This window comes from Acidovorax sp. CF316 (assembly GCF_000276605.1).
GTDB lineage: Bacteria > Pseudomonadota > Gammaproteobacteria > Burkholderiales > Burkholderiaceae_C > Acidovorax.
The window spans coordinates 1-19,866 of record NZ_AKJX01000198.1 but is presented as its reverse complement, the minus strand read 5'-3'; the positions used below and the strand labels follow the sequence as shown (position 1 = coordinate 19,866).

25 protein-coding genes are annotated in these 19,866 nt (G+C 68.0%); 21 read left to right on the top strand and 4 right to left on the bottom strand.

All coding sequences use genetic code 11. The features are described from left to right. Positions 1 to 136 precede the first annotated feature (136 nt). From PMI14_RS24185 to PMI14_RS35345, 8 genes are all read left to right on the top strand, one after another. Positions 137 to 373 carry a hypothetical protein gene (locus tag PMI14_RS24185; protein WP_007858263.1) on the top strand — a complete coding sequence of 79 codons (237 nt, stop codon included), beginning with the start codon at positions 137 to 139 and terminating at the stop codon, positions 371 to 373. Between the two features lie 82 nt (positions 374 to 455). Further along, entirely contained in the window at positions 456 to 671 is a 216-nt protein-coding gene (locus PMI14_RS24180) for a hypothetical protein (RefSeq protein ID WP_007858262.1), read from the top strand. A gap of 125 nt (positions 672 to 796) precedes the next feature. Continuing rightward, on the top strand, positions 797 to 1,267 hold the full coding sequence (locus PMI14_RS24175) for a hypothetical protein (protein WP_007858255.1): 471 nt from the start codon (positions 797 to 799) through the stop codon (positions 1,265 to 1,267). 143 nt (positions 1,268 to 1,410) lie between these two features. Continuing rightward, complete coding sequence (locus PMI14_RS24170) at positions 1,411 to 1,629, top strand: hypothetical protein (protein WP_007858249.1); 219 nt, start codon at positions 1,411 to 1,413, stop codon at positions 1,627 to 1,629. 198 nt (positions 1,630 to 1,827) lie between these two features. Then, on the top strand, positions 1,828 to 1,989 hold the full coding sequence (locus PMI14_RS35050; protein WP_007858247.1) for a hypothetical protein: 162 nt from the start codon (positions 1,828 to 1,830) through the stop codon (positions 1,987 to 1,989). A 144-nt stretch (positions 1,990 to 2,133) separates the two neighbouring features. Beyond that, on the top strand, positions 2,134 to 2,718 hold the full coding sequence (locus PMI14_RS24165) for a hypothetical protein (RefSeq protein WP_007858245.1): 585 nt from the start codon (positions 2,134 to 2,136) through the stop codon (positions 2,716 to 2,718). A gap of 187 nt (positions 2,719 to 2,905) precedes the next feature. Then, entirely contained in the window at positions 2,906 to 3,166 is a 261-nt protein-coding gene (locus PMI14_RS24160) for a hypothetical protein (protein WP_146187979.1), read from the top strand. Positions 3,167 to 3,357: 191 nt separating this feature from the next. Beyond that, on the top strand, positions 3,358 to 3,504 hold the full coding sequence (locus PMI14_RS35345; RefSeq protein ID WP_007858237.1) for a hypothetical protein: 147 nt from the start codon (positions 3,358 to 3,360) through the stop codon (positions 3,502 to 3,504). A gap of 47 nt (positions 3,505 to 3,551) precedes the next feature. On the opposite strand, the gene PMI14_RS35045 is transcribed toward PMI14_RS35345, so the two are convergent. Further along, positions 3,552 to 3,764, bottom strand: a complete 213-nt coding sequence (locus tag PMI14_RS35045; protein WP_007858236.1) for a hypothetical protein — start codon at positions 3,762 to 3,764, stop codon at positions 3,552 to 3,554. Positions 3,765 to 3,889: 125 nt separating this feature from the next. Then, a complete protein-coding gene (locus tag PMI14_RS24155) occupies positions 3,890 to 4,183 on the bottom strand; it encodes a hypothetical protein (protein WP_007858235.1) in 294 nt (97 codons plus the stop codon). 141 nt (positions 4,184 to 4,324) lie between these two features. On the opposite strand from PMI14_RS24155, the gene PMI14_RS24150 reads away from it, so the two are divergent. The 3 genes from PMI14_RS24150 to PMI14_RS24140 all read left to right on the top strand — a co-directional run bounded on the left by PMI14_RS24150 (position 4,325) and on the right by PMI14_RS24140 (position 8,028). Next, complete coding sequence (locus tag PMI14_RS24150; RefSeq protein WP_007858234.1) at positions 4,325 to 4,708, top strand: response regulator; 384 nt, start codon at positions 4,325 to 4,327, stop codon at positions 4,706 to 4,708. Positions 4,709 to 4,859: 151 nt separating this feature from the next. Beyond that, a complete protein-coding gene (locus tag PMI14_RS24145) occupies positions 4,860 to 7,064 on the top strand; it encodes a response regulator (protein WP_007858233.1) in 2,205 nt (734 codons plus the stop codon). Positions 7,065 to 7,116: 52 nt separating this feature from the next. Then, positions 7,117 to 8,028 (top strand): glutaminase, encoded by a 912-nt coding sequence (locus PMI14_RS24140; protein WP_007858232.1) that lies wholly within the window; start codon positions 7,117 to 7,119, stop codon positions 8,026 to 8,028. A 99-nt stretch (positions 8,029 to 8,127) separates the two neighbouring features. Here the strand turns inward: PMI14_RS24140 and PMI14_RS33700 are convergent, their stop codons facing one another. Next, positions 8,128 to 10,389: a GGDEF domain-containing protein gene (locus tag PMI14_RS33700; protein ID WP_238541898.1), complete on the bottom strand. Its 2,262-nt coding sequence runs from the start codon at positions 10,387 to 10,389 to the stop codon at positions 8,128 to 8,130. Positions 10,390 to 10,655: 266 nt separating this feature from the next. Between PMI14_RS33700 and PMI14_RS24130 the strand changes: the two genes are divergently transcribed. Further along, positions 10,656 to 10,859 (top strand): hypothetical protein, encoded by a 204-nt coding sequence (locus tag PMI14_RS24130; protein WP_007858227.1) that lies wholly within the window; start codon positions 10,656 to 10,658, stop codon positions 10,857 to 10,859. Between the two features lie 118 nt (positions 10,860 to 10,977). Here the strand turns inward: PMI14_RS24130 and PMI14_RS35040 are convergent, their stop codons facing one another. Beyond that, complete coding sequence (locus PMI14_RS35040; protein WP_007858225.1) at positions 10,978 to 11,130, bottom strand: hypothetical protein; 153 nt, start codon at positions 11,128 to 11,130, stop codon at positions 10,978 to 10,980. A 393-nt stretch (positions 11,131 to 11,523) separates the two neighbouring features. Between PMI14_RS35040 and PMI14_RS24125 the strand changes: the two genes are divergently transcribed. The 9 genes from PMI14_RS24125 (at position 11,524) to PMI14_RS24085 (ending at position 19,734) form a co-directional block, all read left to right on the top strand. After that, entirely contained in the window at positions 11,524 to 12,171 is a 648-nt protein-coding gene (locus PMI14_RS24125; RefSeq protein WP_007858224.1) for a hypothetical protein, read from the top strand. A 244-nt stretch (positions 12,172 to 12,415) separates the two neighbouring features. After that, positions 12,416 to 12,991: a polyhydroxyalkanoate synthesis repressor PhaR gene (phaR, locus tag PMI14_RS24120; RefSeq protein ID WP_007858222.1), complete on the top strand. Its 576-nt coding sequence runs from the start codon at positions 12,416 to 12,418 to the stop codon at positions 12,989 to 12,991. A gap of 22 nt (positions 12,992 to 13,013) precedes the next feature. Further along, complete coding sequence (locus PMI14_RS24115) at positions 13,014 to 13,472, top strand: hypothetical protein (RefSeq protein ID WP_007858221.1); 459 nt, start codon at positions 13,014 to 13,016, stop codon at positions 13,470 to 13,472. A gap of 129 nt (positions 13,473 to 13,601) precedes the next feature. Next, a complete protein-coding gene (gene rimO / locus PMI14_RS24110; RefSeq protein ID WP_007858220.1) occupies positions 13,602 to 14,993 on the top strand; it encodes a 30S ribosomal protein S12 methylthiotransferase RimO in 1,392 nt (463 codons plus the stop codon). Positions 14,994 to 15,163: 170 nt separating this feature from the next. Beyond that, positions 15,164 to 15,448, top strand: coding sequence for a hypothetical protein (locus PMI14_RS24105; protein WP_035205481.1), 285 nt, complete (start codon positions 15,164 to 15,166; stop codon positions 15,446 to 15,448). Between the two features lie 32 nt (positions 15,449 to 15,480). Further along, on the top strand, positions 15,481 to 15,882 hold the full coding sequence (locus PMI14_RS24100) for a DUF5329 family protein (protein ID WP_202948983.1): 402 nt from the start codon (positions 15,481 to 15,483) through the stop codon (positions 15,880 to 15,882). Positions 15,883 to 16,003: 121 nt separating this feature from the next. Beyond that, complete coding sequence (locus PMI14_RS24095; protein ID WP_007858217.1) at positions 16,004 to 17,023, top strand: MerR family transcriptional regulator; 1,020 nt, start codon at positions 16,004 to 16,006, stop codon at positions 17,021 to 17,023. Between the two features lie 177 nt (positions 17,024 to 17,200). Continuing rightward, positions 17,201 to 19,132, top strand: a complete 1,932-nt coding sequence (locus tag PMI14_RS24090; protein WP_007858216.1) for a YhgE/Pip domain-containing protein — start codon at positions 17,201 to 17,203, stop codon at positions 19,130 to 19,132. Positions 19,133 to 19,242: 110 nt separating this feature from the next. Beyond that, positions 19,243 to 19,734 (top strand): hypothetical protein, encoded by a 492-nt coding sequence (locus PMI14_RS24085; RefSeq protein ID WP_007858215.1) that lies wholly within the window; start codon positions 19,243 to 19,245, stop codon positions 19,732 to 19,734. Positions 19,735 to 19,866 lie beyond the last annotated feature (132 nt).

Sequence of the window (19,866 nt, the reverse complement as noted above, 5' to 3'; positions counted from 1 at the left end):
GGGCACCGGGCGGCAAGACCCGCCATGCAGCAAGGACAGCCAGCGGCCTGCTGCCCGCGGCTTGTGGCGCACAATGGCCTGCACCTGTGCGATTTTCGCGGGGGCTGGCCTTTTTTCCCTGCGAAAGTGAACCGACATGAATGATTTCGAACAGCGCCTGCTCGCCACGGCGCAGGTACGTGCGCTGGCCGCGGAGATCCGCGAGGAGGCTGCCCTGTCCGCAGAGCGCACGGCCAGCAAGACCGCGCAGACCTTCAACCGGATTGCCTGGAACGCCAGCAACCCCGTGATCGACTTCGTTCCGAACGCCCTGGACGAGTTCGCAAAGGTGGCAGACATCATCCGCAGCCATTCGGCCACGCCATCGGCATAGCAGGCTGGCCGGCGCTGGCGCGCGGGCTGCTCGTCTGTGCTGGCGGGGCACCATCGACCCATCTTCCATCCAGAGCGACACCATGACCGAGAACTCTTCAGGCGATTGCGTTGGCAGCGGGCAGCTGGAACATGAAGGGCATGTCGGCACCTGGAAGGTGAAGGACGGGACGCTTACCGTCACCTGCCTCACCATGGGCCTGGCGCCCAAGAGCGCGCTGGTCAAGGACAATCCGGACTTCCTGGCGCGGCTGCTGCTTCAGGAGATGCACCGCGAATGGAAGCGGATGCGTCCGTAGGGTGGGCACAGCCAGGTGGCACCCGGATTGACATCTGCCTGCGCCGGGGCCATCGTGCAGCGCTGTGGGTGGCATTGCCGGGCGGCGGTTGCCGAAGGCGCTCTGGCAGCATCGGAGAAGACGGTATGGCAGCGAAGTTCACCGACTACCTGGACGCGGTCACGCCGCACAGGATCGCGTACTCCGCGCAGGAGTCGGGCTCGGCGCTGCGCGAGTTCCTGGCGCTGGTCGACGAATACCGCAGTGCCCTGGCAACCCTGGGCATCACGGTAGGCCAGCACAGCGGCGATGGCGAGAAGCTGCTGACCTTCGGCACGCCGGTGGGTGACATCGACCTGTCCCGCCGCTGGATTCTGGGCGGCGAGAACTACATGGACCGGGTCGCCGTGTTCAGCTGCGCATCGCGGGTGCCGCTGCAGGGCGATGTGGTCCTGGCCTTCGTGCGTTTCAAGGCCGCATCGAACCAATGGGTGCTGCCGGATGGCCAGCCGTTCCCGTTCTCCGGCGGACGGTACCAGCGCAGCGGGGTGGCCACCGCCTTGCAGCATGCCATGGCGCACAAGCTGCGGCTCGACACCGAGGCACTGCCGTCCTGACCTGGGGCGGCGCACGGCAGGCGAGGGTGTTTTTGTAGGCATTGGCTGACGCGCGGGGCCGCCCACCCGCCGTACAGTGGTCCATCGATGTGCTGGCGTGCTGCCCTGCGGGGTTGCCAGCGTGGACAGAAAAGGACCTGCCGATGGCCATGGTGACAACGGAGCACCGCTTGCGGTGCAGCGATTCGGACAGCTGCTGGGTGACCCTGGTGCGCGGTGAGAAATGGTCGGTGGTGTCGGTGGAGCTGACCGGGGGCGAGGTGCTCAACGTAGGCCCCGAGGACGCGTTCGATACCGAGGACGAGGCCCTGGCCCACGCGCGCAGCTGGGTGTGCGAGCACAGCGGCAAGGTGTTCGAGTAGCCGCCGCTCCTGCGATCCATCCTTGCGTCCTCTCCTTTTCCTCCCCTCCTTTTTCGTGCGCTCTTCGTGCGGTATGTCACATCCGCACCCATTTCCAAAGTGCGATCGGGTCCGTCTGCTGCGAGGATGGGAACTTGTCTGACACGGACGGCTGGGTTGGCCAGCTACCTTTGCATACATCCAACCCGGGAGAGCACCATGAACACCAGCAAACCATTCCAGCGCCAGATGTCCTTTGCCGATGCCGGCTTGGCAGACGACGGTGAGCTGGAGTTTGGCCAGTACAGCCCCCGCGTCATGTGGCTGGCAGCCGCCGCGGTGCTGCTGCTGGTGGCCGTGGTGACGTTTGCCGCAGGCTGAAGGCAGGGCGCAGCCTGGGCTGGTTACCGCAGGCAACACAGCTTGTCGCAGGGGCGGGGCGCGAGCAGACTGCAGGCTCGTCGGCGTGTACGAAGGCACCCGGCATGAACACACCAACACACAAGAACCTGGGGGAAATCCACCATGAGTACCATGCATCCACTGGCACGCGGCGCCGCTCTGGGCGCTGCGCTGCTGTTGTCCTGCGCCGCCATGGCGCAGGACTATCCCTTGCGCTCGCGCGATGAGCTGGGCCCCAGGGCGCGCGCGCAGTACGACCGCTGTGTGGACAACGCCACCAACAAGCCCACGCCCACGGGCATCCAGATCGCCCTGCGCGTGTGCGACGAGAACTTCCTCATGGCCCGTGTGCCGGGAGAGCGCACGCCGCGCCTGAGCGCCGAGGCGCGGGCCAAGCGCCTGGCCGAGGAGTACAACTCCGACGCGCGCGAACGGCGCGACGGGCGCATCCTGTCCACCTCGGCCACGCATGCGGGCCGGCATGTGACGGTGAAGTTCCTGGTAAGCCCGGCCGGGGTGCGGCCGGACTTCGAGGCCGTGGTGGAGCGCGAGCTGATGGGCACGCTGTGCCGTGATCCGCATGTGGTGCCCGACCTGCAGGCGGGTGTGCGGCTGAGCTACATCTACGACGACACCGCCATGCGCCGCCTGGCGAATGTGACGGTATCGCAGTCCAGGTGCGGCGAGTGGCCCTGGAACCGTATGTAAAAAGCGCTTTCTGCTGCCAAATCCATGCCGCAAAGCCGCCCTTCAGGGCGGCTTTTTTCATGCGGCCAGGGGCTGACGGGGGTGGGGGTTTTCCGCAGCCAGGAATGGCATTTGTCCGACAGCCCGGACGCCCGCCGGCCGTTAACTTCAGTGCACCACACAAGCCAGGAGCAACCACATGAAAAGCATGAGCAACACATCGGGCCACTACGGCATGCTGCAGGGCGCTGACGGTGCGGGTGATTCGCGGGTGTTCGGCGTGGCCGCCACCATCGCGGTGCTCCTGGTCGCGGCCGTGGTGGCCTTCAAGATGGCCGGGCCCGAGATCAAGGCCAGCGTGCTGAGCCACCTGCCCGTGGCGTCCCAGCCCCTGTCGGCGCAATCGGCGTCGGCCCCGTCCCCGCGTGCGGACACGCCTGCACACGGCCTGACCATCGGCGAGCACTGACACGCCAGCGCAGGTGCATTTTTGCCCGTGGACGCCAAGCCGCTGCGGGCCGCAATACGTCAAGCAACAGCCCATCGGGGCACCAGGTTTTTGGCGGCTGTCACAACCGGAGGGCACCGCTGCAGGCACCATGGAGGCCTGTTTCTTGCAGACGCCTTTTCTGTCTGCAATCTGCCTTCTTCGCCCGCTCCATGGTCCTGTACAAACCCGGCTCCCAATTCCTCTACAAAGGCCGCGTCGTCACCGTCGACTACATCATCATCCGCAAAACCGGCATGTGGATCCGCCTGGTGGGGCATGAGGAGTCGTGCCTGCCCGAGGCGCTGACGCCGCTGTGAGCCCCCGCGGCCCAAGCGCCATGGCTTTCGGCGGGTGCAGGGTTCCGTCAGGGTGAATTGATGCTTGCCGGGGTCTCGGGATTCACATCTGACTCGGGCGGGTGGGGTGCCGGGGCGTTGGGTGTCGTGTCACCGCGCTCGGGCGCCGTGTCCGCAGGCTTGCGCTTTCCCGCGGTGGCATCGGTTTCCGTGAAGGCCGGGGTGGGGCGGTCCGGGTCCTTGCGGGGCTTGCTGTCGGGTGATGGGGACTGAGTGGCCATGGGGCCTCCGCGGCTGCGCAAAAGTACAGTGTGCGCAGGCATCCGGGGCGCGGCTGTAGGATGATGCCGCTGCCCGGGCGGCCGTCGCACGCAGGCCACAACTGGCGGGCCGCGTTTCTGTCTGCCTATTTCTGGGTCTTGGCGGCGGCGCTTTGCTTGGCGTCGATCTCGCGCAGCAGGTCGTTGGACTTTTCGAGTGCTTCGGCCGTCTCGTTGAGCTGCTGCTCCAGCTCGTCGGTGCGTTCCACGGCGGCCTGCAGGTCACCCTCCAGCGAATCGGGCGGGATTTGCGTGGACAGCACGGCGTGAACCACGTTGAGTTCGCTGGCCGTGGCCTTGATCTGCTCGGCCGCTTCGGCGTTCTGGTTCAGCACATCGGCGATTTCTGCGGCCTGGGGTGGGGTGGCATCACGGGACATATTTCAGGCTCAGTGGTGGAAAAGATCACACAATCGTGTAGCAGCCCCTACACGCGGGGCATATGCCTACACGCCGGATTCGGTTGCGCGCTTAGATTGTAGGCAGCTTCCCTCTATCCGGTGTAACCGGCACGGTCCACGATGCCTTTCATCACCATCCTTGTCGAAGACAACAAAATGATCAGTGAGACCCTGGTCCCGGCATTGGAGGAGCTGGCCAATGCACGCGTTGTTGCCATTGCCGCCACGGCCACCGGCGCCCGGCACGCGCTGGAACGCTGGCACGGCCAGTGGCAGCTGATGGTAGTGGACCTGTTCCTGGCCGCCGGCTCCGGCCTGGAAGTGCTGCAGGCCGTGCGCCAGCGCAATCCCGGCCAGCATGTCTACGTGCTCTCCAACTACGCCACGCCCGACATGCGCCGCCGCTGCCAGGCGCTGGGCGCCGATGGCGTGTTCGACAAATCCACCGAGCTCGATGCCTTCTTCGCGCAGTGCATGGCGCTGCCCGATCCCGCACCCGGTTGAAGGTGGGGCGGGTCAGAGCGTGCCCACCCCATGAACACCCGGTGGTTCAAATGGGTTTGAGAAGGTACAGTGCGCCATCATTGGGCCATTGGTGGGCTATTCCCGAGCGGGGACCCATCTGCCCACAAGAACGTGTTCAACGAGACACCCCATGCAACTGAGCGCAGCCGCGTTATCCACCGTCATCAACAGTGCCACCGACACGGCCATCATCGCGCTGGACAGCCGTGGCGCCGTGCTCAGCTGGAACCCCGGTGCCGTGCGCCTGCTGGGCTGGACCGAGGACGAGATGCGCGGCCAGACGCTGCTGTGCATCTTCCCCGAGGAGACGAACCCCCAGGCGCGCGTGACCGAGGAGATGGCCGATGCCCTGGCCAAGGGCCGGGGCGGCCACGAGGGCTGGCGCATGCGCTCCGATGGTTCGCGCTTCTGGGCCGTGGGCGAACTCACGCCAGTGACCGACCCTGCTGCCGCGCCCGTGGCCTTTGTGAAGGTGCTGCGCGACCGCACGCAGTGGAAGGTGTCCGAGGACGCGCTGCGCGAGGAAAAGCGCACGCTCGAGGTGCTCAACCGCGCCGGCGCCACGCTGGCGCGCGAGAACGACCTGGCCAAGGTGGTGCAGGCGGTGACCGATGCTGGCGTGGAGGTCACCGGCGCGCAGTTTGGGGCGTTCTTCTACAACCTGGTGAATGAAGCCGGCGAGAGCTACACCCTGTACACCCTGTCGGGGGCACCGCGCGCGGCGTTCGAGGACTTTCCCATGCCGCGCAATACGGCGGTGTTCGGCCCCACCTTCGGGGGCGAGGGCATCGTGCGCTCGGACGACATCACCCAGGACCCGCGCTATGGCCACAGCGCGCCCTACCACGGCATGCCCAAGGGCCATCTGGCCGTGACCAGCTACCTGGCGGTGCCGGTGGTCAACCGCGCCAGCGAAGTGATCGGCGGGCTGTTCTTCGGTCACTCCCGTGCGGGGGTGTTCACCGAGCGCTCCGAACGCTCGGTGGCGCTGCTCGCGGCCGAGGCGGCCATTGCCATCGACAATGCACGTCTGTTCGAGGCCGCGCAGCGCGAGATCGAAGAGCGCCGCAAGGCCGAGGCCGCACTGCAGACGCTCAACGCCACGCTGGAGTCGCAGGTCGCCGAGCGCAGCGAGCAGCTGCGCCTGCACGAGGAGGCGCTGCGCCAGGCACAGAAGATGGAGGCCGTGGGCCAGCTCACCGGCGGCATCGCGCACGACTTCAACAACCTGCTGCAGGGGATCATGGGCAACCTGCAGCTGCTGCGCAAACGGCTGGGGCAGGGCGTGCAGGGCGCTGCGGCCGACCTGGACACCTACGTGGGGCGGGCCCTGTCCTCCACCTCGCGCGCGGCGGGGCTCACGCACCGGCTGCTGGCGTTCTCGCGCCGCCAGCCGCTCGATCCCAAGGCCGTGCGGGCCAATCCCCTGGTGATGTCCATGCAGGATCTGCTGCGCCAGACCATCGGCGAAAAGGTGGAGCTTGCGCTGCAGCTGTCGCCCACGCTGTGGACCACGCTGTGCGACGAGAACCAGCTCGAAAGCGCCATCCTCAACCTGGCCATCAACGCCCGTGACGCCATGCCGGCCGGCGGCCGCCTGACCATCGAAACCCAGAACGCCGAGCTCGACGCGGCCTATGCCGCCGCCCTGCACGGCGTCAAGCCCGGCCTCTACGTGTGCATCAGCGTAACCGACACGGGCACGGGCATGACGGCCGAGACCCTGGCCCATGCCTTCGAGCCCTTCTTCACCACCAAGGCGGTGGGCGAGGGCTCGGGCCTGGGACTGTCGATGATCTATGGCTTCACCCGCCAGTCCGAAGGCCATGCACGCATCTTCAGCGAGTACGGGCAGGGCACCACGGTCCGTATCTACCTGCCGGCCCACTTCCATGCCGAGGACCGTCCCGCTCACCCATTGCCCGCGCCCGCCGCCACGGCGGCAGCGGCCAGGGGCGAGGTGATCCTGGTGGTGGAGGACGAAACCCTGGTGCGCGAGATGGTGGCCGAGGTGTTGCGCGACCTGGGCTACCAGGTGCTGGAGGCGCACGACGGCCTCTCGGGGCTGGACCAGCTGCGGGTGCGCGAGCGGCGCATCGACCTGCTCATCACTGACGTCGGCCTGCCGGGGCTCAACGGCCGCCAGGTGGCCGAGGCGGCCAGCGCCGAGCGGCCGGACCTGAAGATCCTGTTCATGACCGGCTATGCCGAGAAGGTCTCGGCCTCGCAGCCGTTTGTCTCCCCCGGCATGGAGATCCTCACCAAGCCCTTCGAGGTGGACGACATGGCGCGCCGGGTGCGCGCCCTGCTGGATGGCAGCGTGGAGCGCCGATGAGAGCCGATGAGCGCCGGTGACCCCTGTCTGCCCGCAGGCCGATAATCGGCGCATGCAGTTCCAGCCCGTTCTTGAAGAAATCGTCCAGGCCTTGCGCCCAGAGCTCGGGGCCGAGGGCCAGGTGGCCAACTACATCCCGGCGCTGGCGCGGGTGCCGGCAGCGCAGTTCGGCATCGCGCTGCGCACCTGCGACGGCCAGGAGGCGCAGGCCGGCGACAGCGCCACGCCGTTCTCGATCCAGAGCATCTCCAAGCTCTTCGCGCTGACCCTGGGCATGCAGGCCCTGGGGGACAGCCTGTGGGAGCGCATCGGCCGCGAGCCCTCGGGCAACCCGTTCAACTCGCTGGTGCAGCTCGAAGCCGAGCAGGGCATGCCGCGCAATCCCTTCATCAACGCGGGCGCCATCGCCGTCACCGACCGCCTGGTCAGCCGGGGCGATGCCAAGGTCGCCATGCTGGAGCTGCTGTCCAGCCTGTGCAACGAGCCGGTGCACTTCGACGAAGAGGTGGCTGCCTCCGAGGCGGCCACCGGCTTTCGCAACATTGCGCTGGGCAACTTCATGAAGAGCTTCGGCAAGATCGACAACGATGTCGCCGCCGTGCTGGATGCCTACTTCCACCACTGCGCGGTGGGCATGAGCTGCCTGCAGCTGGCGCGCGCCACCGGCTACCTGTGCCGCGACGGCCGCCACCCGTTCAGCGGTGAGCCACTGCTCACCGAGCGGCAGACTCGCCGCATCAACTCACTGATGCTGACCTGCGGCACCTACGATGCCGCCGGTGAATTCGCCTTCCGCATCGGCCTGCCGTGCAAGAGCGGTGTGGGCGGCGGCATCGTGGCCGTGGTGCCCGACCGCCTGAGCCTGTGCGTCTGGTCGCCCGCGCTGGACGGGACCGGCAATTCGCTGTTGGGCATGCGTGCCCTGGAAATGTTCACGGCCAGGACGGGGCTGTCGGTGTTCTGAGCCCCAGGCGCCCCAGGGTGCTTGTGCCCCCGGCCTCGCCACGGCCCTGGCGTTCGCCGAGCGGGGCGCCTGGCCGGCCGGCCGGGATCGGCCTGTGGGTCACAGCACGCTCGCGGGCGTCTCGTCGGTGGCAAAGCCCGCGCGGCCCTGGCCCTTGGCCTGGTAGAGGGCCATGTCGGCGCGCCGGGTGAGGGTGGTGGGCCTGCCGTCCGCCGATGGCGCGACGCAGGCCACGCCGATGCTCAGCGTGACCCAGGGCCCCAGCGGCGAGGCCCCGTGGGCGATGCGCGCGGCCACCATCGCGTCCAGCAGCCGCTGCGCCACCAGGCGGGCGCCTTCCATGGTGGTCTCGGGCAGCAGGATGGCGAACTCCTCGCCGCCGTAGCGCATGGCGCGCTCGTGCGAGCGCCACAGCGCATCGCGCAGCACGCTGGCCACGCGCCTGAGGCATTCGTCGCCCGCCTGGTGGCCGTGCAGGTCGTTGAAGCGCTTGAAGTAGTCCACGTCCACCATCAGCAGCGACAGCGCCGAGCCCTGGCGCGCGTTGCGCGCCCACTCGGCCAGCAGCGTGTCGTCGAACAGGCGGCGGTTGCCCAGGCCGGTGAGCGCGTCCTGGTAGGACAGCTCGGACAGGGTGGCGTTGAGCCGCTCGAGCTCCAGCGCGGCCTGCTTGCGCGCCGTGATGTCCTGGAAGGCCCCCGCCAGGCGCACGATGGCGCCATCGCGGCGGATGGCCTCGCCCTGCGTGCGCACCCACAGCAGGCGCCCCTTGGCGGAGACGATCTGCAGCTCCAGGTCCCAGGGCGTGCCGTGCTGCACGCACCTTTCCACGGCGGCGTCGATGAGGGGCCGCGATGCCGGGGTGTAGTAGTCGAGCGTGCGCGGCAGGTCGGGTGCGCTGCCGGGCTCCAGGTCGTGGATGCGGTAGACCTCGTCGGTCCATTGCGACTGGCCGGTGGCCAGGTCCCGCGTCCAGCCGCCGATCCGGGCGATCTCGCCGGAGCGCTTTTGCAGCAGGGCGGCATCCGCCAGGGCCGCCTCGTTGGCCTTGCGCTCGGTGATGTCCATGAAGGTGCCGATCATGCGCAGGGGTGCGCCGCCCTCTGCGCGCTCGGTCACCTTGCCGCGGCTGAACAGCCACACGAACTGCCCGCCATTGCCCACGCTGACGCGGAACTCGTTTTCGTAGGCCGGGCTGGCCCCCTTGAGGTGGCTGGCGAAGGCGGCGGTGTTGCCGGCCCGGTCGGCCGGGTGCAGTGTGGCGGTCCATTCATCGACGGAGCGGACCACCTCGGCATCGCCGTAGCCCAGCATGCGCGCGCCCCGGGCGTCGATGCGCAGCTGGCGCGCGTCCACCTGCAGCTCCCACAGGCCCAGCTGCGCGCCGTCGAGCGCACGCTCCAGGCGGGCCGCCGTCAGCTGCAGCGCGGCCTGCGAGGCCTCTTCCTGCGCCAGCAGCCGGCGCAGGCGGCGGCGCTCAAACAGGCGCAGGCCGGTGGCCAGCACCAGCACGGCGGCATACAGCGTGACATACAGGCGCACCTGGGCGTACCAGGGGGCGTAGACCTCCGAGCGCTCGCGGCTCACGGCCAGCACCACGGTGTTGTCCAGCCCCAGGCCCTGCGGCTTCACGCTGGCCAGCACCACCAGCCGCTCGCGGCCGGTGGCCGGCACCAGGCCCTCGTACACCGTGTTCTGGCGCTGGCTCTGGACATGGGCCTCGAACGCGGAGCCCGGCCTGGCCAGGTTGGCCATGCGCTCGGAGCCCGTGCTGGGCACGGTCACGAAGACCTCGCCATCGGCATGCGCCATGGTGGCCCGCATGTCGGGCGCGAACAGCGCCGCGCGCAGGGTGAAGGCAAAGAACTCGTCGTCCAGCGTGGCCGTGACCGCGCCCGTGAACTGCCCGGCGGCGTCGAACACGGCGCGCGACAGGTGCAGCGCCACGCCCTCGTCGTCCGATGCCGAGGGGCGCGAGAGGTAGAGCGCATGCGGGTCCGGCCGGCCCTGCACGGTGCGAAAGAACTCCTTGGCAAAGAAGTCGCGACCCACGTCGACGGCCCGGTCGGACGCCACGGCCGTGCCATTGGCGTCGTACACCGCCAGCCCGCGCACGGCCTGGATCACGTCGGTGAGCAGGTGCAGCTGGCGCGAGGAGTCGGCGCTCGAGACCGCCAGCGCCGAGGCACGGTAGTCCCGGCTGATGCGCGTGAGCGCCTCGTTCAGGCCCTTGAGCTGGCGCGTGAGGTTTTCCGAGACATAGCGGCTCACGTCCTGCAGGCGGGCCACCTCGACCTCGCGGATGGCGTGGCGCGCCGTGTACAGCTGCACGGCGAGGGCCACCCCGGCCAGGGCAAACACGAACAAGAACACCCGCCACGGTTCGAGCCGCAGCGAAGAGCGGTCTTTGGCAGAAGACCCTGGGGAGTCGGTTCGCGAAGAAAACACCTGCCGGGCCTTGCCTTTCATCCATCCCTGTGTGAAACAAGGGGCCCGCGCACCGGCTGTCTGGGCAGCACCGGGCGCGCGCGGGTCACGGTGGGGTCACATCACCCGTGGAATATACGACCGATAGGGCCATTGGGGGAGGTCCATACTCTGTGCTTTCCTTCCTGCGAAAGCACCCCATGTCCCTCACCATCCGCGACGCTGCCCCCAATGAAAAGCGGGGCAACGCCATGTCTGCGGCATTGGCCAAGGAACAACTTCAGTATGCGGTGCAGATTGTCAAGGATGTGCTACCCACCCAAGCGGGGGATGCCGCACTGATCGGTGCCGTGCTACAGGCCATCGCCTCCAACTACGCCGCGGTGCCGCAGCCCAACCGGTAAGCGGGCGGAAATCCTGGGGGCTGCACAGCCCTCGCGGCCATATTTACTTCCCGCGCACGGCAGGTGCGCGCGCATCGCCTTGCGCACAGCCGGGGGAACTGCGCCCCCGTACGGCTGCTCAAAAATGAGGCGGCGGGTCCTGCACGGGCGACTCTGCCGGGCCGGGTGGCGGGTCGCCCTGGGGCGGCTCGGGCGCCCAGGCCGGTTGGGGCGGCTGCTCGAGTGGCGGGGTATCGATGGGGGGCATCGGCTGCGGTGCGGGTGCTGGCATGGTGAACTCCTGTGAGGGTGGTGGTCTGTAAACCACCGTACCTCCGTCCCCGGGTTGCGTATGCCAGCCAATGCCTATACCTGGGGCAGATGAAGCCGCCCGTTGGCCTGCCATTGGTGCTGTTGACTGCTCTTATGTGTCTGCTTGGTGTGTGTTGCCATGCTCTGTGAGACGAATGGCGGCGGTGGGTGCTAAAAAATGAGGCGCTATCTGCATCTGGATGTGTTCTTGATCACCAGCGTGCGGCCCCACCCTGGCTGACAATACACCCATTAAGGTGTGGTGCATGTGCTACGCCGCCACGTCGGGTTTCGCAGATTGTTGCCCGACTCAGTTGGTTACGATGTACGTTAACGGTTACAGGCCCGCAAGGGCTTTCAGGAGAGATCAGACGTGAAACCGAACCCCAAAAACCTCGCGGTTGCGGCGTTTCTCGTGAGCGCCATGGCCGGGGCCCAGGCAGCGGATCCGGCAGTGTTCGATGGCACGACCGGCACGCTGAGCCTGCCCGTGCTGCAGATCGACAACGCCAGGTACTTCAATGTGGTGATCAAGCTGCTGGACGCGGGCGTGCTCAAGGCCGGTGATCCCGCCGTGGTAGGCGAGGACAACCAGTTCCTCAGCAACGGCAACCTGCTGCTCGTGCCCAGGCTGGCCCTGGGCAAGGATATCTTCACCCAGGTCAGCCTGGGCAATCCCTCCTTCTCGCTGGTGAGCTATGGCGGCGTGGTGACGAACCCGCCCTTCACCGGCGTCGGAAGCACCGGCCACCTGCTGGACGTGCGCGTGACGGCCGTGTCCACGGCGCAAAACCCCATCACCCTGGTCAATGTCACGCGGCCGATGAGCCAGCAGGAGTTCTGCAGCGATGCGTCGCTGCGCCTGCCCATCACCCAGAGCCAGCAGCAAAGCGCGCTGGCCGGCAACTGGACGGTCAAGGCCTGCACCTTCAACGTCATTGAAGGCACTGGCGCCATCGCCATGACGCTGAGCGTGTCGGGCCTGGCCCTGCCTTACAGCGCCACTTACGTCTACCACTGACCGGCGCATTGCGCGCGCGGCACCCAAAGGGGCGGCACACGGCAGTGCGCGCCCCTTTGGCGTTTCTGGGGCTTTTGTGGCGCGCTACCCTTCGTCCCGCAGGCAGGCAGCGCTGTCAAATGCGCGACTCTTCCCAATCAGGGTATTCCTTTGCCGGTGGCACGGCCGGGACTGCCTAGAATCTGTTGCACTGCAATAGCCATAGACCAGTCACACATGGGCCCGAGCGCCCGAGGAGTCCGTAGTGCCCGACAAGAAGAGCAGCGCCCCCGCTGGAGCCGCAACCGCAACTGCAGCACCCGCCGCCGGCGGCAAGTCTGCACAGCGCGTGATCAAGAAGTACCCGAATCGCCGCCTGTACGATACCGACACCTCCACCTACATCACCCTGGCCGAAGTGCGCGAGCTGGTGATGGCCCACCACAACGTGGTGGTGCGCGACGCCAAGACGGGTGAAGACCTCACGCGCAGCATCCTCCTGCAGATCATCCTGGAAGAAGAGGCCGGCGGCGCACCCATGTTCACCGAGGCGGTGCTGGCCAACATCATCCGCTTCTACGGCCATGCCATGCAGGGCTTCATGGGCGCCTACCTCGAAAAGAACGTGCAGGCCTTCACCGACGTGCAGGCCCAGCTGGCCGAGCAGAGCCAGAGCGTCACGCCCGAGATGTGGGCCCAGTTCATGAACCTGCAGTCGCCCATGCTCAAGGGCATGATGGGCAACTACGTCGAGCAGTCCCAGTCCATGCTCACGCAGATGCAGGAACAGATGCAAAAACAGACAGAGCAGATGCTGGGGGCCTTCGGCCTCAAGCGCTGACCCGAACGAAGCGGAGGTCGCCATGGGCTTTCTGCAACGCCTTTTCGGGGGAGGGGGCCGCAGGCTCGAACACCCCGTCTTCGGCGACCTGCTGCTCATCCGTGCCAAACACGGTGCCTACTGGGAAGGCGAGACCCAGCTTGCGGGCCGCCCCCTTACCCTGGCGATCGAGGCCCCGGGCGAGTCCGAGCCCGTGCCGGGGCAGGTGGCGTTTTTCGAGCGCTACACCCAGGACCCCGACCTGGCCTTCCACAAAGGGGAGGACCTGCTGGTCGGCGAGTACGAGCAGTGGGTGCGCCGGCAGTTTCCCGCCGACTGGCGGGAGGCCTTCGAGTGGGTGGCCCTGTCGATTCCGGCCGATGGCGACGAGTTCAAGCCCTGGGACCTGTCGTTCGAATGCCTGCAGGACGGCACGGCGCGGCGCCATTTCACCTGCCATATCGAGCGCGGGCATGTGGTGCGGGTGGAGGTGAGCGGGTAGCCACGCAGGCCTTGCGGCCAGGCGCACCGTCGCCCTGGCAGCCACTGGGCCCCGCCAAAAGGCATCTGCCAGCCCCTGGAGAGCCCCCTCCATACCCCTTTGCCCCCAGAACTGGGACAATACGGGGATATGAGCGAAGTACTGTCCCCCACGAAAACACCCAAAGTCGGATTTGTCAGCCTGGGCTGTCCCAAGGCTTTGACCGATTCCGAACTGATCCTGACGCAGCTGAGCGCCGAGGGTTACGAAACCTCCAAGACCTTCCAGGGGGCGGATCTCGTCATCGTCAACACCTGCGGCTTCATCGACGATGCCGTCAAGGAAAGCCTGGACACCATTGGCGAGGCGCTGGCCGAGAACGGCCGGGTGATCGTCACCGGCTGCCTGGGCGCGCGTGCCGGCGAGGATGGCGGCAACATGGTGCGCCAGATGCACCCCAGCGTGCTGGCCGTGACCGGCCCGCATGCCACGCAGGAGGTGATGGACGCCGTCCACCTGAACCTGCCCAAGCCGCACGACCCCTTCATTGACCTGGTGCCCGGCAACTTCGGCATTGCGGGCCTGAAGCTCACGCCCAAGCACTACGCCTACCTCAAGATCAGCGAGGGCTGCAACCACCGCTGCACCTTCTGCATCATCCCCTCGATGCGCGGCGACCTGGTGTCGCGGCCCATCGGCGACGTGCTGAGCGAGGCCAAGGCCCTGTTCGAAGGCGGCGTGAAGGAGCTCCTGGTGATCAGCCAGGACACCTCGGCCTATGGCGTGGACGTGAAGTACCGCACCGGCTTCTGGGACGGCAAGCCCGTGAAGACGCGCATGCTGGAGCTGGTGCAGACCCTGGGCGAGATTGCCGAGCCCTATGGCGCCTGGGTGCGCCTGCACTACGTGTACCCGTACCCGAGCGTGGACGACGTGCTGCCCCTGATGGCCACGGGCCGCGTGCTGCCCTACCTGGACGTGCCGCTGCAGCACAGCCACCCCGACGTGCTCAAGCGCATGAAGCGCCCTGCCAGCGGCGAGCGCAACCTGGAGCGCATCCAGCGCTGGCGCGAGATCTGCCCCGAGCTGGTCATCCGCAGCACCTTCATCGCCGGCTTCCCCGGTGAGACCGAGGAAGAATTCGCACACCTGCTGGACTTCGTGCGCGAGGCGCAGATCGACCGCGCGGGCTGCTTTGCCTACAGCGACGTGAACGGCGCCGCCGCCAACGAGCTGCCCGGCATGCTGCCCATGGAAGTGCGCGAGGAACGCCGCGCCCGTTTCATGGCCGTGGCTGAAGAAGTCTCCATCGCCCGCCTGCAGCGCCGTGTGGGCGCCACCATGCAGGTGCTGGTCGACTCCGCCCCGGGCCTGGGCCGCAAGGGCGGCGTGGGCCGCACGTATGCCGATGCGCCCGAGATCGACGGCACGGTGCAACTGCTGCCGCCCGAGAAGATCAGCAAGACCATGAAGGTGGGCGAGTTCACGCGCGCCCGCATCGTGGGCGTGCGCGGTCACGACCTGATCGCACAGCCGATCTGATCGGTCGGCCCGTGTACAGGACCTTGCGCGCATGCCTGGTCCTGGCGGCTGCCTTACTGCTGAGCGGGGCAGGGCATGCCGGCTGCTCCGAAGACTGGACCGGGCGCTCTGCCACCCATGAGGTCACCGTCACCGACGGGGGCTGTGGGTACGACAGGCTGATGATTGGGATGAACCTCCTTCGGCCCGATGGAAAGCTGCTGCCCGGTGCGGCCCAGCCCGCAGAGCCGGGCATGGTTGCCTTCGACAGCCAGTGCCAGCTGGCGCCGGACGGCGTATCCGGCTTTGCCTGCCGCGCCGATGGCATCACGGTGCTGGCGGGCACCGCCTACCGCCGCGTGCCCGGCAACCAAAAGGTCTGCGGTGACCGCCACTGGCCTGTGTACCGGTGCGTGAGGGGCTGCAGCCAGCCTGGCGCGCCACGGGTGTTCAGGATCAGCCCCTACGAGTGCTGAGGCGCTGTACCGCCGAGGTATCCTCTCTGACCATGGCGAAACCTATGCTGCGCACTTTCATCGTTCTTTGGTTCTGCCTGGCTGCCGGCCTCTCAGGCGCAGCCCCTGCGGCCGCGCCGGTGCGCGGCGAGATCGATGCGCTGCTGGCTGCGCTGCAGTCCTCGGGCTGCGAGTTCCAGCGCAATGGCTCGTGGCACAACGCCGCGGAGGCCAAGACCCACCTGCTGCGCAAGCTGGAATACATCGAAAAGCGCAGCACACTGCCCAGCGCCGAAAAGTTCATCGAGCTGGCCGCCTCGTCGAGTAGCGCCTCGGGCCGGGCCTACGAGGTCCGTTGCAACGGCGCCGTTCAGCCAAGCGCCCAGTGGTTTGGCAAGCAGCTGCAAAAGATCCGTGCCCCCGGTGGCGCGGACGCCCCATCCACCACCAGGTGAGTGGCCCGGGCCCACGGGCACGCAGGGGTCGCCAGGGCCTTGCAGTCCCCAGGCCTTGACCCGGCCCCAGGGGCCGGCCCGAGCATGGACATCCTTGACAATGGAACAAAGGATGACGGGCATGTCGATTTCCCACAGGCGCTGGAGCGCCGCGCAGGCCAGCCGGGCGCTGGGCGTTTCGGCCAAGGCGCTGCGCATCTACGAAGACCATGGCCTGCTGCGGCCAGAGCGGTCCGAGGCCGGTTACCGCCTTTACGCCGAGACCGACCTGGAGCGTGCGCGCACGGTGGTGCAGCTGCGCACGCTGGGCCTTTCGCTGGCGCAGGTGGCTGCGGCGCTGCAGGGCGATGCCCAGGCCATGCAACTGGCCCTGGCGGCGCGGCTGGCCGAGCTGGAGGATGTGTTCCAGCACACCCGCCGCTGTATCGACCAGGTGAAGGCCTTGCGCGCTGGCATGGCCGCCGGCCGGCCGTTGCCCACCGGCAACTGGGCCGGTGCTCTGCAAATGCCTGTGATGCCGCCGTTGTCGTTTGCGCTGCCCTGGCCCTGGAATGGCGAGTGGTTCGAACTGGCCGAGGTGCGGCGCCTGAACTACATCGTCGGGCCGCTGGGCAGCGGCAAGACGCGGCTGATGCACTGCATTGCAGCGGCGCTGCCCGGCTGCGTCTACCTGGATGAAGACCGGCAGGGGTGGGAAGCGCCGGGCGATGCACCCGGTGGCACCACCGTTGACGCTGAACTGGCCTGGCTGTGCGAGGAGGGAGCCATCGACTCGCCGGCCCTGAGGGTGCTGGTGCAGGCCGTGGCGGGCGAGAAGACGCACGTGCCCCTGGTGGTGGAGATGATCGAAAACGGCCTCGATCACGCCACGCAGGAGGCGCTGGTGCACTGGCTGCGCCGCCGCGCGCGGCAGGGTGCGCAGGGGGAGGGCGCGCCGGTGTTCATCATGACGAGATCCTCGGCCATCCTGGATCTGGATCTGGTGGGCCCACACGAGACCATCGTGCTGTGCCCGGCCAACCACACCGTGCCCCAGGTGGTCGCGCCCTATGGTGGTGCCGCCGGGTACGAAGCCCTGGCCAGTTGCCTGGCCACGCCGGCTGCGCGGGCGCGCCTGGCCGCAGGGCCGCTGGCTACATAAATCTTTACACATTTACGCGGTGCCGCCGAGCGCGCAGTGCCTGCGAATCCGCGCGGTTCAAGGCACACTCCGGGTCATAAAAAGGCAAGCTGCCACGAGGCTTGCAGCGCACCGCTGCAAGGACCTGTCCGGCCTTGCCTTGCAAAACACCACACCACCAAAGCCGACCCGCTGCCCATGCGCCTGTTCCGCAACGCACTGCGCGTCTCGCTGCTCGAGGCGCGGCTGTTGCGCAGCTTTCCCAAGCTGCGCTGGTCGCTGCTGGGCGTGGTGGTGATCCCGGCGTTCTACGCCTTCATCTACCTCGAATCGGTGTGGGACCCCGTCAGCCACACCGGCAACCTGCCGGCCGCCATCGTCAACCTGGACCGCGGCGCCATGGCCAACGGCCAGGCGGTGAACCTGGGCATGGAGCTGGCGCAGACGCTCAAGGACAAGCAGCAGTTCGGCTTCTACGAAGAGGGCGACCCCGATGCGGCCCGGCGTGCCGTGCGCCAGGGCAAGAGCCTGTTCGCGCTGGTCATCCCCGCCGATTTCAGCGCCGGGGCCATGGCTGCAGGCTCGCCCGGGGCCGGCAAGCTGGTGGTGTTTGCCTCTGAGGGCAACAACTACGCGGGTGCCGGCTTTGCACGGCGCTTTGCCGAGGAGCTGGGGCACCAGGTCAACGAGTCGCTCAACGAAAAGCGCTGGGAGGTGGTGCTGGGTGCCAGTTCCTCGGCGGCTGACAGCCTGCAGCGCCTGCACGAGGGCGTGGCCCGCCTGCGCGAGGGCGCGGCGGCGCTGCACAGCGGCATGGGCAAGGCCGAGGGCGGGTCGGCGCAGTTGGCCAAGGGCGCCACCGAGCTTTCCGGCGGAGTGGCTCAGCTGGGCGATGGCATGAAGCAGCTGGGCGCAGGCGCGCGCACGCTCGATGCGAAGAAGCCCGAGGCGACGGACCTGCAGGCCCTGAAGAGCGGCGCCACGCAACTGGCCGGCGGCCATGAGGAGCTGCGCCGCACCCTGCCACAGCTCGAAGAGGGTGCGCAGCGCCTGGCCGATGGGGCCGGGCAGCTGCGCGATGAATCCAAGTCGCTGCTCTTTGGCGGCGACAAGGTCTCTGGCGCCGCCGGGCAACTGGCCGATGGCGCCAGCCAGTTGCACGGCGGACTGCAGCAGGCCAGCCAGGGCCAGGCCAAGCTGGCCGAAGGGGCCGGGACCCTGTCCCAGGGCGTGGCCCAGATGGCGGACGGGTTTGGCGCCTACGCGGCCGGCGCATCCACCCTGGCAGCCAAGGTACCGGCCGATGCAAAAGTGGACCAGCTGGTGGAAGGCAGCAAGGCGCTGGCAGGCGCCGCCAGCGAGCTGCGCACCGGCCTGTTGAAGGTGAGGGACGGCTCCTCGCAGCTGGTGCTGGGGCTCGACACGCTCGAGGCCTCGCTGCCCTCGGGCGGCCCGGGGATGGAGGGCACGGCCAGCGGCCTGGCGATCTCGGTCAAGCCGCAGATCGAGATCGACGCGCCAGTGAAGAACAACGGCATGGGCCTGGCGCCCAACTTCATTCCCATCGCGCTGTGGCTGGGCGCGGTGATGACGGCCTTCATCTTCCACCTGCGCCGTCTGCCCGACGAGGCGGCGGGCTACTCGCGCGTGTCGCTGCTGCTGGGCAAGCTCGCGGTGCTGTGGAGCGTCAACCTGGTGCAGGCCGCCTGCGTGCTGCTCATGGTCTGGTTCATGCTGGGCATACAGGCCGTCAACACCCTGGGGCTGGCGCTGTCCATGGCGGTCACCTCGCTGACCTTCATGCTCGTCATCCTGGCGCTGGTGCGTGCCTTTGGCGACGTGGGCAAGGCCATCGCGCTGATCCTCATGGTGCTGCAGCTGTCCTCGGCAGGCGGCGTGCTGCCGGTGGAGCTGACCAGCGCCTTCTACCGCGACATCAGCCCCTGGCTGCCCTTCACCTGGTCCATCAAGGCCGTGCGCGCCAGCGCCTTCGGCGCCTTGGGCGGCGAGTGGGGCATGGCGCTGGCCGTGCTGGGGCTGTTCGCGGCCGGGGCTTTCGTTTTCTCGCTGCTGGTGGGGCAGTGGAAGTTCGTGCCGCCCGAGGAGCACCGGCCGGCGATGGACATTTGAGCCGCGCCAGTGTGCGCTGGCCGGCTCCGGTGGGGCGACGGGAGGGCAGCCAGGCCAGGGAGGCTGGTGGTAGATTCGTCCAGCCCCTGATTCCCTTGCTGCAAGCACCCATGTCCGCCATTCTGTTCCTGCTGGTCCTCCTGTTCTGGGTGGTCGTTGCGTCGGCACTGGCGTTCAAGCTGGTCCAGCGGATTCCCGTCGCCCTGGGCGCCAGGGTGGTGTTGGGGCTGGTGGTTGCGCCGCTGCTCTTCGTGGCGCCCATGGCCGACGAGATCGCGGGGGCGCGGCAGTTCGAGGCGCTGTGCCGGCCGGAGAGCGCCGTCCAGGTCCACTTCAAGGTGGCCCATCCACGCGACCTGCGCCAGGTCCACAAGGGGCACGGCACGGTCGCCGGCCGGCTGATCCCCATCAGCGTGGAGCAGACGGACTACCTGGACCGAAAAACGGGTGCGGTGGCCGCATCCACCAAGGCCTACAGCACCGAAGGAGGCTGGTTCTCCCGCAAGATCCTGCGGGGCTGGGGCCCCTGGTTCGGGCGCGGGGAGTGCAGCCTGAAGCCGGGTCAGGTGCGCCAGCTGCTGACCACCGCCGGCACGGTGTGAGGGGGCGGCCCCTGCCGCGGCACCCCCCTTTCCATTCGATCAGGCAAACTCCAAGCCCTTGGCCGTGAGCCCCACCAGGTCAATGCGCACCGCATTGGCCTCCAGGTTGGCCGCCAGCACCACCAGCTCGGC